This window comes from Paenibacillus sp. FSL P4-0184 (assembly GCF_038004625.1).
Lineage (GTDB): Bacteria > Bacillota > Bacilli > Paenibacillales > Paenibacillaceae > Paenibacillus_AQ.
Genome location: NZ_JBBORN010000002.1, coordinates 165188 through 179278, shown reverse-complemented (window position 1 = coordinate 179278; position 14091 = coordinate 165188). Strand labels below are relative to the sequence as shown.

The following is a 14091-nucleotide window of genomic DNA, read 5'->3' as shown; positions in this document are numbered from 1 at the left end:
CTTCCAGCGTGAGATGCTAAATTGGGGATCTGGGCAGTTATGGAGTTAAGGAGTAATAGAGTGTTGTGGTCCATGGAGTCGCAAGCTTATGGAGTCACTGAGATAGGATTAGGGAAATCCTCCTAATTCCATCGATAATACGGTCCCAACTTCAATAATTAGGGAAATCCTCCCCTTAAATTCACCTAGTTAGCTCATAATAGTGGATTTCAGGCGATTTATAGGGAGAAATTCCCTAAAAAGCTTAAAATCCAGCGAAAATCAGTAATTTATAGGGAGGTTTTCCCTATAAATCAAACACAAACGCAATCTAAACACTCGCTCAAACACAAACTATTTTCATCTACACCCAATTCGATAATTACTCCTCCCAAAACTAAGCTTCTTTACGATAGAGCCTCACCGTTGCCTTCAGGGTATCAAACGACCAACCTCATCCATCCCTTAGCATAATTAGAAACTTTTCCATGGTTGTGATGGACGAAAAGTGAATCTCGTATTTCCATTCTTTATGTACAGATGTTAATCAATTACTGGTTTTTCCTTCGAAAATATCATTATCAACATTAAAAATATTAAAATTAGTTGGATACCCAAGTAACTAACAGGAAATAGATAAATAAGCTCTATCTGAGGAATATCAAATTCAACGAAACCAGGATTTGCAGATTTTTTCCCTTGATATTCTTTTAAGTAAAATAGAATTCTCATGCTAGGTAAAGTACTGATAACTAACCATGCAATATTGTACCTTAGCTTCCTCGTCTTTAAAGCCATCACGCAAGAAATATATGTAAGAAATATTGGTGCTGAATACATTAAGAACATCTGCTTTACTATTTCTTCATCCCAATCTTCAGTTTTCAGCTTCAAAAAATAGATAGTTATAAAATGCAAAAATACAACAATTAGAACTTGCAGAATCGCTTTAATCCTAATGTTCTTAAATTCACTTTTCACTATACCACCTCTTTATTTAGTAACAGTTCTGAATACCGATAGATTAATCCTCTATTTTCAATCTGTAAAAAACAAATAAAAAAGGAGCCGTGTAAAGAACACGACTCCCTCTTAATTAAACCGCATCAATAGCGGCACTTATGAATGGTGATTAGCGATAAACTGCTGTTCACGTACTTATTTCTTCGCAATATGCACTTTAAGCTGCTTGCCCTTCACCGTCGTCTCTCTCATCGCTTGCAATACCATTGCACCTTTACCGTTCAAAATATCCACGTAGGTCACATTGTCCTGAATCGAGATAATACCGATATCTTCTGCAGATATACCCTCAAGCTTTGCGATTGTGCCGACAAAGTCCACGGCTCTTAGCTTCTTTTTCTTGCCGCCGTTGAAGTACAGCTTCATGATCTCTTTGTTCAAGCTTTCGCTTTTGTCCTTCTTGCGGACAGGCTGCTTGTTAATTTTCTGCTCGAACGCTTCCTTTGCGTAAGCAACGGCATCATCCGAAGGAGCTTTCATATTCGGGATGCTAAAGCCAATATAGCCTTCAATGTCCTTGACCCACTTTTGCTCATTCGGAGTGACGAAAGTGATCGCTTTACCCGTCTTGCCTGCACGAGCAGTTCTGCCTGTACGGTGCACGTAGCTTTCTTTTTCCAGCGGAATATCGTAATTAATCACGTGAGTGATGTTCTCGATATCAATGCCTCTTGCCGCTACATCGGTAGCGATTAGATAACGGAACTGCCCTCTTTTAAAAGCATTCATGACCTCAAAGCGCTCGTCCTGCTCCATTCCTCCGTGGATCTTATCACAGGGATATTCCAAATCAGCCAGCCCTCTAAATACCGCATTCACCTGCTCTTGTGTACGGCAAAAGATAATACAGCTGTCCGGATTCTCCACCGTAATAATATCGCTCAGTAGCGAGAACTTGGCAGCTTGTCTCACTTCGATCAACGCATGTTCAATTGTAGCAGTTGTAATTCCACTTGCTTGAATCTCAATTTCCGTTGGATCGCTCATATATTTCCGGCACAAATTCTTAATCACTTCCGGTAATGTAGCGGAGAAAACACAAGTCACTCTTTCTTTTGGCAGCTGCTTAATGATCTTTTCGATCTGCTCAATGAACCCCATGCTCAGCATCTCGTCTGCTTCATCGATGATCAAATACTTGATCCGATTTAGCGGAAGCGTACCTCTTTCAATATGGTCGAACACACGTCCAGGCGTACCTACGACAACATGTGTTTTTTGAGTAAGTTCAATTTTTTGTGGAGCAAAAGGCTGCTTACCGAAAAGAGCCACGGCCTTAACCCGTTTAAATCGTCCAATGTTGGTGATATCCTCTTTCACTTGCATGGCAAGCTCCCGAGTAGGCGTTAGAATCAAAGCCTGCGGCTTATTCTCCACCCAATCCACCAAATCACAGACCGGGATTCCGTAAGCTGCCGTCTTACCGCTACCCGTTTGCGATTTAACGATCAGATCCTTTTGCTGAAGAGCTACAGGGATCACTTTGCTTTGAACTTCTGTTGGCGTCTCATATTTCAGGACATCCAGCGCTTTAATAATGTCTTCGTTTAACTCATAATCTCTAAATTGCAATTCACTCATCGTTCAACCTCTTCTATGCCGATTGTTCTGGTTAAAGCGGAAACTCCGCGATCCTTCATCTTGTGCATACTTATCATTATAACAGCTATTGGCTCCCTTGATTCCATTCCTTATAGAACTGGTCCAGATAATTAAGCATAAAATCATGCCGTTCTTCTGCTAACTTGCGTCCATAGGTTGTATTCATCAGGAATTTTAATTTTAATAACTTCTCATAAAAATGATTGATAGCCGTTCCTTTGCTGTAATCCCTGTACTCCTTTTGAAGCGATTCATCTCTTGGAGACACTTCTGGATCATAAGCTGGACGACCTTTCGCCCCTGAGAAAATAAAGGTTCTGGCAATGCCAATCGCACCAAGCGCATCAAGTCGATCGGCATCTTGAACCACTTGGCCTTCAAGCGTCTGCATCGGTTCTCCCCCGCCACCACTAAAGGACATCGTCTCAATAATCATCATAATATGATTAATTTGTTGCTCATCTGTAAGGTTTGAAGAAAGCCATGCACGTACTTTAAGCAAACCTTCTTCTTTAGACGGATTAAGCTTCTCGTCAGCAACATCATGCAGCAAGGCGGCCATCGTGCAAACAAATACATCTGCGCTCTCGATCTTGGCAATTTCAACGGCGGTGTTGCGCACTCTATCGCAATGCCACCAGTCATGACCCGTAGTATCTTGTCCAAGTTGTTCTTTAACAAATTCTTCGGTTCGAGCTATAATTAAAGATTCATTCATCGTAGAAAAACTCCCTTTCCTTAAGGAATATCGAAGCCCTATTATAGCTGATAACTTGTCCATTCGCCCACAAGAAATCGAACCAATTATAAATTCTTGCTTGCACGACTCCAAATGATCGGCTATAATCGGCAGTAATCAAAATTTCGAAGGGAATTGGTTCTGATGAATACAAATACAATCATGCTGAATCAACTTCATTATTATCACAAACAGCGTTAGCACTCCTGAATTTTTTCAGGGAGGCTAACGCTACTCGCGTTGGCCTCCCTGCGGCATAGATCACGCGCAGGACCAAGAGGTCCTGCGCGTTTTTTTATTTTCTAAACTATGCCAATTCAAAGGAGCTACTAATGATGCAAAACATTAAAGGAACTTATGATTACTTCGGTCAAGAGCAAGCGCTCAGAAAGAACATTCAAAATACGCTGCAGGACTTGTTCGAGCTCTATGATTTTGAATCGATGGATACGACGTTATTAAATGAATTGGAGTTATTAACTTCAAAATATGCAGGCGGGGACGAAATTCTTAAGGAAATGTACCAACTTACAGATCAAGGCAACCGCAAGCTAGGGTTACGCTATGATCTGACCATCCCTTTTGCCAAAGTGATCGCTTTAAATCCAGGGATAGAGTTTCCCTTCAAGCGGTATGAGATCGGAAAAGTGTTCCGAGATGGACCCGTAAAACGTGGGCGTCTGCGTGAATTCCTGCAATGTGATGTCGATGTGGTCGGCATTTCCGGCCCTGAGGCTGAAGCTGAGCTAATGCAACTGGCTACCGAAGCGTTCCGCAAGCTGGACATTCCTATCATTCTAAAATGGAACAATCGACGTTTTCTCGGTGAGATTCTAGATTCCATCGGCGTACCTGCGGAAGAGCAACTATCCGTTATGCTTACCCTTGATAAACTTGAGAAAATCAACATTAGTGGAGTGGAGAACGAGTTGATTAGCAAGGGGCTAGAACGTGCAACCATCGCAGCGATTCTAGCGCTTATCGAAATGGATAATCCAAGCTTTGAGCAGTTATGCGACAAATACAATCTCACAACACAACCGGGTGCGTCAGAGGTTCTCGTCCTACAAAATCTAATCCAAGACATTGGACTACAGGAGAATTGCCGCTTCGATCCTTTCTTATCCCGAGGTCTTTCATTCTACACAGGAACAGTTTACGAGATCTTTGATGCATCTGGTTCCTTTGCCTCAAGCTTGGGTGGCGGAGGCAGATATGACGCGATTATCGGACAGCTAGTGGGCAGAGAGGATAATCAATATCCTACGGTGGGGTTGTCATTTGGTATGGAGTCAATCATGGCGCTCCTAGCAGAACGACCTATCCAAGAAAATAGAGCAGCAAATGTTATGGTCATTCCCATCGGTGAGACACTACCACAAGCTTTAATTGCAGCAGCCGAGCTGCGTGCCTGTTCTATAAGAACCACTCTCGTATCCGGTAAAAGAAAATTAAAAAAGCAGCTCGCCACAGCTTCATCCAAAAACATCCGTTACGTTATACTGATCGGCGAAAGCGAATCAAGTGTTGATAAGGTACGTTTGAAAGATATGGTGGAACAAACAGAGGTTATCGTTCCGCTGGATGAAGCTATTTACCTCATCACTGGCTAAGCTGGTATTCGCTTAAAAGGATTCACATAAAAAAAAGACCCCGCCGACGGCCGGCGGGGCAAAGTTTATATTTAAGGGAGGTTATATATGTACTATAACCTTGCAAGCTTAATATTTTATGAATGACGGATAAAGATTCCCTTAATCCTACTTAGATCTTAAACCGATCTACCAGCCCCTGTAGCTCCTTGGCACTTTGGGTATTCTCGTCAGCCACCGTAACTTCATGGAATGTCTTCTCAACGATATCAGCCGTCTTCACCGCAATATCCTGAATCCCAATAGCCCCCTCATTTACTGTAGCAGCCACTTCATTGACCGCTATAGAAATACTAGATACAGCCATACTTAGATGATCGGCCGCAGTCTCAAATTGATTCATCAGCAAATTTACTGTAGTAGCATCTCTGTTATATTGCTGACTTACCTCCGTTAACCGCTCATAGTCTCCAAGAACATTCTGGTCAATAAAAGCAAGTAACGCCTCTGAATTTTCCTTCATTAGTTCAACAGAAGCATATACACCTGAAACGACCCCTTGAATCCCAGCCGCAGTCTCTGACGATTTCTCAGCCAACTTGCGGATTTCACCAGCTACAACAGCAAATCCTCTACCTGCCTCACCTGCTCTAGCCGCTTCGATCGCTGCATTCAAAGCAAGCAGATTGGTCTGGCTAGTAATCGACAGAATCGTATCCGCCAGTACATTAATCTCTGAGATCGCATTCGACTGTTCAATTGCTTTTTCCATATCGATACGAACAGATTCATACACTCGCTTCGCATTATCCGTTGACTCTAACGCCTCATCTTGTAACGCCATCGCCCGCTCACTGATCTGTTTGGAAACTTCAGCGCCTTCCTTCACATTACTGGAGATCTCAGACACATTAATATCAATTTCAGTAATCGCTGCTGTCATCTCTTGTGTTGAAGCTGCTGTCTCCTCCATCCCTGCCGAAAGCTGCTGTGTAGTTGCCGAATTGTCATGAGCATTCTCCCGTACATCTATAGACAGCTTTTCAAGAGTCTCCGCATTATCAAGCACCTTGGTCGAGATCGTGATTAGACTACCCGCCATATCACGAAGAATAACCCGTGTTCGGAGCATCGCTATGGCTATCGTACCTGTTTCATCTTTGTTTTTCGTCAGATACTCGTACTGGGATTCATACGTCAAATTCAGATCTGCCGTTCTATTGATCAACTCTGTCAGTTTAGCAATCGGTGAAGAGATTTTTTGGGCAAAATATAAAGCAATCAACAATGCAATAATCAAACTTCCTACACCCAGTATAATGTTAAAATTTCTCATATCAGTGACAGGCTTCACTATCTCATCTAAGTCAGCAGTTAATACAAGCAACCAGTTGGTCTCAGGAATTACCGTGTAAGCTGATTTCTTCTCCACATCATTATATGTATTATTAAACAGGCCATCTGCTACCTCTTCACCAGCCCTCACACGATCCATAACAGCCGAGATCAGAGCATTCTCAATCGGTTGTCCGATTTGTTTTTGATCCGGATGATACAGTTTATTTCCGTTCTCATCCAGTAAATAGGCATAAGAGCTCGTCGTGTTCACCACTTTTGTGTTTGCTAAATACTTAATCATACTATCTGCAGAAACCGCTGAAGCTACATATCCAATCATCTTCCCGTTACTCTTAACCGGATGTACAAATCCTACCACATAAGCCCCAGTAGATTTCGATTTCAGCGTTTCGCTAATTACCGGCGCCGCAGTCTCCATTACTTTCTTCGTATAATTTCTATCACTGAAATCCGTACCTATAAGCTTAATATCACTGTCAGCCACAGCGATTCCATTCATATCACTGACAAAAGCATGTTCGAGGTTCCCAGCATCCTTCACAATTCCCTGAAGGCTGATATTTACCTCATTCTGTAGCTTACTCCCCTTGGCGACGCCACCATTCCCTGCTTGGAGTAATAATTCGACAATTTCCGACCTTCCCGCAATAAGTTCAATACTTCTCTGCTCCTTCGAAATCATAGCCGATATGGTCTGAGCTTTATTCGTATTGACCTGCTTCATAGAATTCTCAGTAAGGCTCACAATGGCCTGAGTTGACCTTAAATATGTAAAAACCCCCATTACTGCAATACATAATAGGGTCACACCTATCATCATAAGTGATAGTTTAAGACGAATCTTCATTTTTCCTCATCCTTCCGACTACTGTTCATTAGAGAACAATGCAATTGTAAATAATACAACTACTATCGGATATGATGATAAATTAGTGAATATTGACGAAGCGAAAATACGGAAAATATCAAAAAATGTCGAATTTTTGCATATAAATGCAGAAAAAACTAGTTCTACTAGTTCGGCAATCTTCTTTTTACTAGTTATTAAGACCTGTTTTATTTCTAAGATGAAATAGGCGGTTCTGACTGGGATGCTGGGGAAACTTGCGTAATTGCACCATCTGTTAAAGGGTGTTTAGTTCTGCTACGTAAAAACAGACCAGACATTGCAGCGAGAATTTGCTGGAATAACATTCCTGAAATCACAGGGAGTGCAACAGCCGGAGGAAAATATTTTACTGCGAGCACAGCTCCCGCGCTTAAATTACGCATGCCGGAATTAAATTGTACGGCCACAGAATCTTCGTAGCTAAAGCGGAAACGGCGCGATACCAATGCTCCGATTACATATCCGAGAACTACGGTTACGAAGGTTACGCCAATAATAATCGCTAATTTACTATCCGGGTGTTTCAGATAACGGGCAATGCTAGCACCATTAATAGAAACAACCATGAACAACCCAACCTTTACAAATGGGGAAAGCGGAGGTCCACATACCGTATTCACCTTGCCTTTTGTCCATTGATTCAGAAGCATCCCGACTACCGAAGGAATGACAACCATCCATAGGAGTCCTTTCATCATTTCCCCAAGCTGAATCTCCACACTCGCTCCCATGAGCAAATACAAGGTACCCGGAACGACAATCGGTGACAAGAGCGTATCGATTAGAATAAGTGCCAAAGTTAGTGCAATGTTCCCGCCGTATATGGATACCCACACCACGCTAACGACACCCGTTGGGATCGCAAACAACAGTACAAATCCTGTCACTGTGTAAGGATCTCCCGGAAAAACAGCACTTGCAACGAGCCAGCCAATGAGCGGCATCACGATATGAAGAATAACCATCAATACGATCAACTTCTGTGGTTTCAGCAGCACGCCCAGCAGATCTTTGAGATTGGATTTCAAGCTTCCGATCAATGTCATAAAGGCGAATATCCATGGGACGAGACCTGTGAATGGTAGCAGTCTGCTTTCATTAAGCACACCAACCACGATGGCAGTAGGTGTTAATAGTGGCATGATTTTTTCGAGAACAACATTGGATTTGATGAGTCCATTTCTTATATTCGTAAGCATGTGTCGCACACCTTATGTATGGATGTCATACATTCCTTATCCGCAAATTTAAGTTGTAGCAGTCTCTATAAGCTTACAGAAATCATACAGGACTTTCCATTAATCTACTACACAAAAAAGGAACCAATTCAATAAATTGGCTCCAAGTAGTAATTTTATAGCAATGCTTAACGATTTAAACCCCTTGCGGAAACAATGCGTCCAGTGCTGGGCATGGCAGTTTATCCAGGAACTGAGCCAAAGGCGCTGGCATGTTACTATATAAGTCCTTCAGTGAGGTTCCCTGATAAATGTTGCCAATAATAATGGGATGACATAATTCAGAGATCAGGATGTCTCCATTGCCATGTAGATGAAGCTGTTTCTTGCCCTCAATGCAGTGTGGAAAATAAACGCCCGGTTGCTCCTCGAACCCAAGCGCATCCATAAACCGGTCCATGCAAGTGAAATACAGGGTCGTATCCTCTTTCTTCATAGCGATCAGTTCACTCACAGCATTCTTTAATTGTTCACGGGCAGCTATAGACTTCCAACCCGTATGATCCATGATAATACTGTTCTGAATCTCATGTGTTCTGACACCCATCGCATATACGTGATCACTAATTTCCTTCATATTATCCTGAGTTTCGCTGAACAACAGCGTTTCCAGCACCGTATCTACACTAGTTGCCGCGAACATAGTAATGTTTTCTCTAATTTTCTCGTAGATGCTTGGATGAATATTATAATAACGTGAGAAGGCGTCCGCTGTAGTAAAATTGAAGGAAATATGTATCGTCGTTAATCCTGCCGCGACCAATTGATCAATCCGTTCAGCATTTAAAAGACTGCCGTTTGAATTGAGCTGTGTCTGAATCCCTCTGGATGAGCAGTAGTTTACAATCTCCACACAGTCATCGAACTTTAATGTGACCTCGCCACCTGACAAGCGTACTCTTTTCAGACCAGGAAGCTCTTCAAGAATTCGGATAACCTCTTTAGCCTTGATGCTTTGTCCATCATTTCTATTATACGCACAACAATAATCGCAGCGAAAATTACAGTTCGAGGTAACTCCTATTTCTAAGCCTTCCAGCTCATAAGTAAGCGGTTTGTCTAGTTCCAATGCTTTATATCTCATTCTCTAAAGTCCTCCTGAAAAATAATGATTTGATTCAAGGGTTCAATCTTAGAGATTATAAAGGTTTATGGCTTAGGTTAATGTGAGGTATATAACAGTCGAAGTGTGTTTGAGAAATCCAGGTCAGCAGCTTTCGGACGTAACTTTGGGAATGTTTGGACTTCCGGCCGCTGTTGTCTCCAGATTTCTTTGATTTTACCGTATTAAACGGTTGAAATCCGGAGACAAAGGCGGTCGCTATCGCTCCTACAGTTCCAAACTTCCCTTCGTCACTACTCAGCTGATCTCATTTTTCGTAATGCTTTCCTTCTTCGAAAGAGTTGCCACCTGATGGTACCCAAACGCTCTGGTGAATTTTCTTCTCATTTACGACTGAATAAATATAAATCCAACCTTCTTCGTTTTTGAATCTAACTTGTAAATGATAAGGATTATATTGTCTACCTTCTTGTCGACTAATTTCCCATTCTTGATTAGGGTATTTCTCCTCCAAATAGTGATTGAGTTGTTCTGTTTTTCGGGATACTTGATAATTAATCCAGTAGGGGCGAATAGCGAAGGATAATAGCAAAAGTACAGTTATTGAAGATACTATAATTAAACCAGACTTCCTAATCTTACGGGGTAAAAACAAGGCTACTCCAAATATAATGAGGACAAAAACAACCGAAAATATGATTTCTATTGCAGTAATTGGATGCAACATTACCCTCCTCTGAATCAGGCTTCTTTCGAGGTCCATGACCCATTTACTGGTCTGCACCAATAATTTCCACTATAATACTTTATTGTAAGCAGATACAACTCATGCAGAACGCTTGAAAGGAGCCAAAAGATGAGGAAAATCATCCTAAACGCACTCATTATTTTAATCGTCATTTTTGTTACAGGCTGTACATCTAATGCCGATACGGTTGATACACCGCTGTACTCAGGGAAAAGCTTATTTATAGGTGTTGTTGGTGAGGTCCCTAAAATAAGAGAAGAACATGTGCACTTCACAAGTATTTCTTTTGAGGAATTAGAAGATTATTCAAAGCTCTCCTCCCAATATGATGCTGTAGTTATTACGAAAGAGCATCTGAAAGAAGCGGACGAAAACAAGTATGTTAAAATATACACAAATGCAGGTGTTCCTTTCTTCTTTATTGGAGCTACGAAATCATTTATGCCGTTTGTTCTTGAAGACGTATCGTATAAGCACTATTCTTTAACAAATTTTAATAGTGATATGTATGTTACTTGCTATCTTCAAACTGGTGAAACATATAAAACTTGGGGATACGGACTTTACAACGGCAAAGTAAATGAACCCAACATTAAAGATGTATACTCACGGATGTTCACTACTATCGAGTCCATCAAGAATGGTACGTATGAATAGGCATATCCCCCTCCATAAGAGAAAGATCATTTATGCCGTGAAACCTATAAATTCCGATCCATTTTAGATTTCATATCCCAAACTCCCCACCTCCTGCACCCAGTCAAAATTGTGATGGGAGATGGCAAGGGAGATTTATAGGGAAAAACTCCCTATTTTCAGGATGATTTCTTCACAATTACCTAGTTATGCGGAATTTCTCCCTATAATACAGGAAATTTTCTAAAAAACGATGATATCCGCTGAAATATAGGGAGAAATTCCCTATACTCCACCTGTACAACCCTAAAATACAGAATTTATAGGGAGGATTTCCCTATACTTTAATAGATCTATTCCATTCTAGCTTTATGTGAGAAAGATAAGGATAATTTATTGCGCAAGCATATAATTTTTTTCTTTTTAAGAAAAAAAGGCTGCCAAATGGCAGCCCTTTTCTTTTGATAACGTATCATAATTCCGCCTACAACTCCACCGACTTACCCATCTCATTCCAGACAGGCTGTCCAATCAAGCCCACACGCCAGATTGCAATCCCTTTAAGACCATAACGTTTAGCAAGTCCAACCTTGGAATTTACTGATGTTTCATTCTCACTGTATACGGAAATACCGAGAATCAGCTTATCCTTACTCACTTGTTGAAGTGCAAGCCGGATGCCTTCATCAACTAAACTCATCGGCTCTGGAATTTTTTTCTCTTGCAAATAATCATAAGCCATAATGACCAAATCGTCTGCGAGGCTTCCCAGCGTCTTGTAATCATAACCTTTATAAGAGCTGTTTAATGGATGAAGAATAACCGTGAGCTTAAGACCTGCTGCATGTGCTTTTTGAGACAAATTCTTCACAAAAGCATTGTAATCGGCTTGCACCTTTGCTTTATCTCCCGTTAGACCCAGTCCTTCTAGATCCAGCGTGATGCCTTGGAATCCCTTTTGTGTAGCCAGATCAACGATTCCTGTAATCGTCTGCTCTTGAAGCACTTTATCTTCCAGATTCTTCGTGAGCTCCGCTGCAGTGTCACCAGAAAAGACCATCAGATAAGGCGCTGTGCCACCTGCTGCTGCATTCGAGATAATAGACTCTGGGGTTACATCCCCAGCTGCTTGAGGCCATCTAAAATCAGTGCCTGTTGTGGTGAATTGTCCACTTTTATCAATCCCGCTCCACCCAAAAGCTACAGCATCGAAGCTAGGAAGTAACGAAATTTCACTGTATGAGCTAAGCGCATAAAAGCCCAGCTTGTACATATCCGTCTTTGGTGAAGTGATCGATACCGTTTTGGTTGCTTGATCCCAAGCTACGCCCGCACCAAACTGCTGGCCGAAAAAGCTGAGTGGAATCATCGTGTTATTACGGATCGTTTGCGGGGCAACCCCTAGCTTCACAACTTCGCCGTTTACGCCTGCATTTTTACTACCAAGGGTCAACGTTACCACTTTAGTACCCGCTGTATCCGTCTTGGTCGCGGTAATTTTCTTAAGCGCTTGATTCCACTCTACGTTGATCCCCAGCGCTTCTGATATCGCCCGGAATGGAACCATCGTTGTTCCGTTCATCACAACAGGCTCTACTGGAAACGGCAGTGCATAACCATCCAGCACAATACTAACTCCACCTGCGGGTGCTGCTTGTGTAGTGTTTTGGAATAATGCCGTGGTGCCGCCTAGCGAAATCGCCAGACATAAAACCAATTTGCCAATCCGTTTGTTCATGACTGTTAAGTCTCCCATCTTCCATAATATGAAGTGTAATCTCTTAAACTCTTTATATGTCTTCTACCATTTTACCAAAGATTATCCAATTGTAAAATTAATAGATTGTCATCTATGAGCTTCGAAATTATTTTTCATATTAGTAGAGGTCGACAAAATTACATAAACACGCTCAAAAAGGTTCCCACTGCTCGTTCAACATCTACATCCACAGCAACTTGTATGGGTTTACCCACTTTTGGCTGAGCCCGCAAATCCGCTACGACCATTCCCGATGTAAACTCACCTTTGTGCTCCACACGAACATTCATTTCTTTATAGGTTACTAAATCTGGTTGCAGCGCAACCATAAGCGCGAGCGGATCATGCAGCGGTGCACTGTTAATCAAAAAGTTCGCTTCACGATAGAAATTAAAATAATGAGTGAGCGATTGTTCCATAAACGAAATGATCGCTTTATTCTCTTCACGTCCAAAACGGTTTAATAAATAGATATGCTCTTGGGTAATCCGCGTCTTAAGCGTAACGTCTAAACCCACCATCATAACGGGAAGTCCAGATGTAAATACATGATCTGCAGCTTCAGGGTCTCCAGCAATATTCGCTTCTGCAACCGGTGTTCTATTGCCGGGATTGAAGATCGTACCGCCCATCACTACTACTTTTTTCAAAGTATTCTTAATACCAGGATCCATATCAAGCGCCATCGAAAGGTTGGTTAGATGTGCCAGTGTAACTAATACAATTTCTCCGGGATTCTCATTAGCCATCCGAACAATAAACTCAGATGCACTTTCGCTAATGGGACGCTGGCTGGATGGAGCAATTTCCACATTACCAATACCGTTCTCACCATGCACATGAGTGGCGTAGCCTGAGTGCTCACGAACTAGTGCCTTGGATGCTCCAATAGCTACAGGAATCTCATAACCAGGCTTAGCAAGCTCAATCAGTCGCAGTGAATTGTCAGCCGCCTTGTCGACATCAATATTCCCAAAAACGGTTGTAATTCCTTCTACAATTACGTTTGGAGCGCGTAAGGCATACAGAATCGCCAGTGCGTCATCAATACCTGTGTCTACATCAATAATAATTCGTGTTTTGCTCATTTATGTTCTCTCCCACCCTGCAATGTCGTATGGATTATCATATCACGGCCTACCAGTACGCTCAATTTTATTCATTTGCTGTTCTTTAAAAGTATGAATAAAGCTTTCAGGATCACACTCTACCAAATAAGTATATACACCCTTACTCGTGTACAGATAGAACATCCCCTCTGAACCTCCCATCGAGCGATAGGACATATCTAAAATATCTTTTATTGGAAATTCACGATGACGAGTCACGACTCTATCTTTGTACAAATACATTAAGCGATTGCATGTAATACTTCGTTGTTCTCCATCCTTAATTTCTCGCTGTATCTTATAATACGGAAGCTGAGCTACCCATTTCATTTGAAGTCCTCCTGCTTGACGTAAT

General features: G+C 41.8%; 12 protein-coding genes. 2 read left to right on the top strand and 10 right to left on the bottom strand.

Features of this window, described 5'->3' with window-relative positions:
• Positions 1–522: 522 nt before the first annotated feature.
• From MKY52_RS22470 to MKY52_RS22460, 3 genes are all read right to left on the bottom strand, one after another.
• Positions 523–960: a hypothetical protein gene (locus tag MKY52_RS22470; protein WP_341053646.1), complete on the bottom strand. Its 438-nt coding sequence runs from the start codon at positions 958–960 to the stop codon at positions 523–525.
• 177 nt (positions 961–1137) lie between these two features.
• Positions 1138–2583, bottom strand: a complete 1446-nt coding sequence (locus MKY52_RS22465) for a DEAD/DEAH box helicase (protein WP_076283218.1) — start codon at positions 2581–2583, stop codon at positions 1138–1140.
• Positions 2584–2668: 85 nt separating this feature from the next.
• Positions 2669–3322: an HD domain-containing protein gene (locus tag MKY52_RS22460; protein ID WP_341053645.1), complete on the bottom strand. Its 654-nt coding sequence runs from the start codon at positions 3320–3322 to the stop codon at positions 2669–2671.
• Between the two features lie 356 nt (positions 3323–3678).
• Between MKY52_RS22460 and MKY52_RS22455 the strand changes: the two genes are divergently transcribed.
• The gene (locus tag MKY52_RS22455) at positions 3679–4956 is read left to right on the top strand and encodes a histidine--tRNA ligase (RefSeq protein ID WP_341055595.1); all 1278 of its coding nucleotides are present in this window, start codon (positions 3679–3681) and stop codon (positions 4954–4956) included.
• Between the two features lie 151 nt (positions 4957–5107).
• On the opposite strand, the gene MKY52_RS22450 is transcribed toward MKY52_RS22455, so the two are convergent.
• From MKY52_RS22450 to MKY52_RS22435, 4 genes are all read right to left on the bottom strand, one after another.
• Positions 5108–7141, bottom strand: coding sequence for a methyl-accepting chemotaxis protein (locus tag MKY52_RS22450; protein WP_341053642.1), 2034 nt, complete (start codon positions 7139–7141; stop codon positions 5108–5110).
• A gap of 215 nt (positions 7142–7356) precedes the next feature.
• Positions 7357–8382 carry a bile acid:sodium symporter family protein gene (locus tag MKY52_RS22445; protein ID WP_341053641.1) on the bottom strand — a complete coding sequence of 342 codons (1026 nt, stop codon included), beginning with the start codon at positions 8380–8382 and terminating at the stop codon, positions 7357–7359.
• 175 nt (positions 8383–8557) lie between these two features.
• A complete protein-coding gene (locus MKY52_RS22440) occupies positions 8558–9505 on the bottom strand; it encodes a radical SAM protein (RefSeq protein ID WP_341053640.1) in 948 nt (315 codons plus the stop codon).
• Between the two features lie 286 nt (positions 9506–9791).
• Entirely contained in the window at positions 9792–10211 is a 420-nt protein-coding gene (locus MKY52_RS22435) for a hypothetical protein (protein ID WP_341053639.1), read from the bottom strand.
• A 129-nt stretch (positions 10212–10340) separates the two neighbouring features.
• Here MKY52_RS22435 and MKY52_RS22430 point away from each other — a divergent pair, with 129 nt between their 5' ends.
• A complete protein-coding gene (locus tag MKY52_RS22430) occupies positions 10341–10889 on the top strand; it encodes a hypothetical protein (protein WP_341053637.1) in 549 nt (182 codons plus the stop codon).
• A 463-nt stretch (positions 10890–11352) separates the two neighbouring features.
• Here MKY52_RS22430 and MKY52_RS22425 read toward each other — a convergent pair whose 3' ends face one another.
• The 3 genes from MKY52_RS22425 to MKY52_RS22415 form a co-directional block, all read right to left on the bottom strand.
• Positions 11353–12606, bottom strand: coding sequence for a stalk domain-containing protein (locus MKY52_RS22425; RefSeq protein ID WP_341053636.1), 1254 nt, complete (start codon positions 12604–12606; stop codon positions 11353–11355).
• Between the two features lie 158 nt (positions 12607–12764).
• Complete coding sequence (locus MKY52_RS22420; RefSeq protein WP_341053634.1) at positions 12765–13715, bottom strand: nucleoside hydrolase; 951 nt, start codon at positions 13713–13715, stop codon at positions 12765–12767.
• Between the two features lie 42 nt (positions 13716–13757).
• Positions 13758–14066 (bottom strand): hypothetical protein, encoded by a 309-nt coding sequence (locus MKY52_RS22415; protein ID WP_076283228.1) that lies wholly within the window; start codon positions 14064–14066, stop codon positions 13758–13760.
• Positions 14067–14091: the final 25 nt, after the last annotated feature.

Bases quoted from the DNA above. Each gene is read 5' to 3' on its own strand.
- MKY52_RS22465 (WP_076283218.1), bottom strand. From the start codon at position 2,583: ATGAGTGAATTGCAATTTAGAGATTATGAGTTAAACGAAGACATTATT.
- MKY52_RS22460 (WP_341053645.1), bottom strand. From the start codon at position 3,322: ATGAATGAATCTTTAATTATAGCTCGAACCGAAGAATTTGTTAAAGAA.
- MKY52_RS22455 (WP_341055595.1), top strand. From the start codon at position 3,679: ATGCAAAACATTAAAGGAACTTATGATTACTTCGGTCAAGAGCAAGCG.
- MKY52_RS22450 (WP_341053642.1), bottom strand. From the start codon at position 7,141: ATGAAGATTCGTCTTAAACTATCACTTATGATGATAGGTGTGACCCTA.
- MKY52_RS22445 (WP_341053641.1), bottom strand. From the start codon at position 8,382: ATGCTTACGAATATAAGAAATGGACTCATCAAATCCAATGTTGTTCTC.
- MKY52_RS22440 (WP_341053640.1), bottom strand. From the start codon at position 9,505: ATGAGATATAAAGCATTGGAACTAGACAAACCGCTTACTTATGAGCTG.
- MKY52_RS22435 (WP_341053639.1), bottom strand. From the start codon at position 10,211: ATGTTGCATCCAATTACTGCAATAGAAATCATATTTTCGGTTGTTTTT.
- MKY52_RS22430 (WP_341053637.1), top strand. From the start codon at position 10,341: ATGAGGAAAATCATCCTAAACGCACTCATTATTTTAATCGTCATTTTT.
- MKY52_RS22425 (WP_341053636.1), bottom strand. From the start codon at position 12,606: ATGAACAAACGGATTGGCAAATTGGTTTTATGTCTGGCGATTTCGCTA.
- MKY52_RS22420 (WP_341053634.1), bottom strand. From the start codon at position 13,715: ATGAGCAAAACACGAATTATTATTGATGTAGACACAGGTATTGATGAC.
- MKY52_RS22415 (WP_076283228.1), bottom strand. From the start codon at position 14,066: ATGAAATGGGTAGCTCAGCTTCCGTATTATAAGATACAGCGAGAAATT.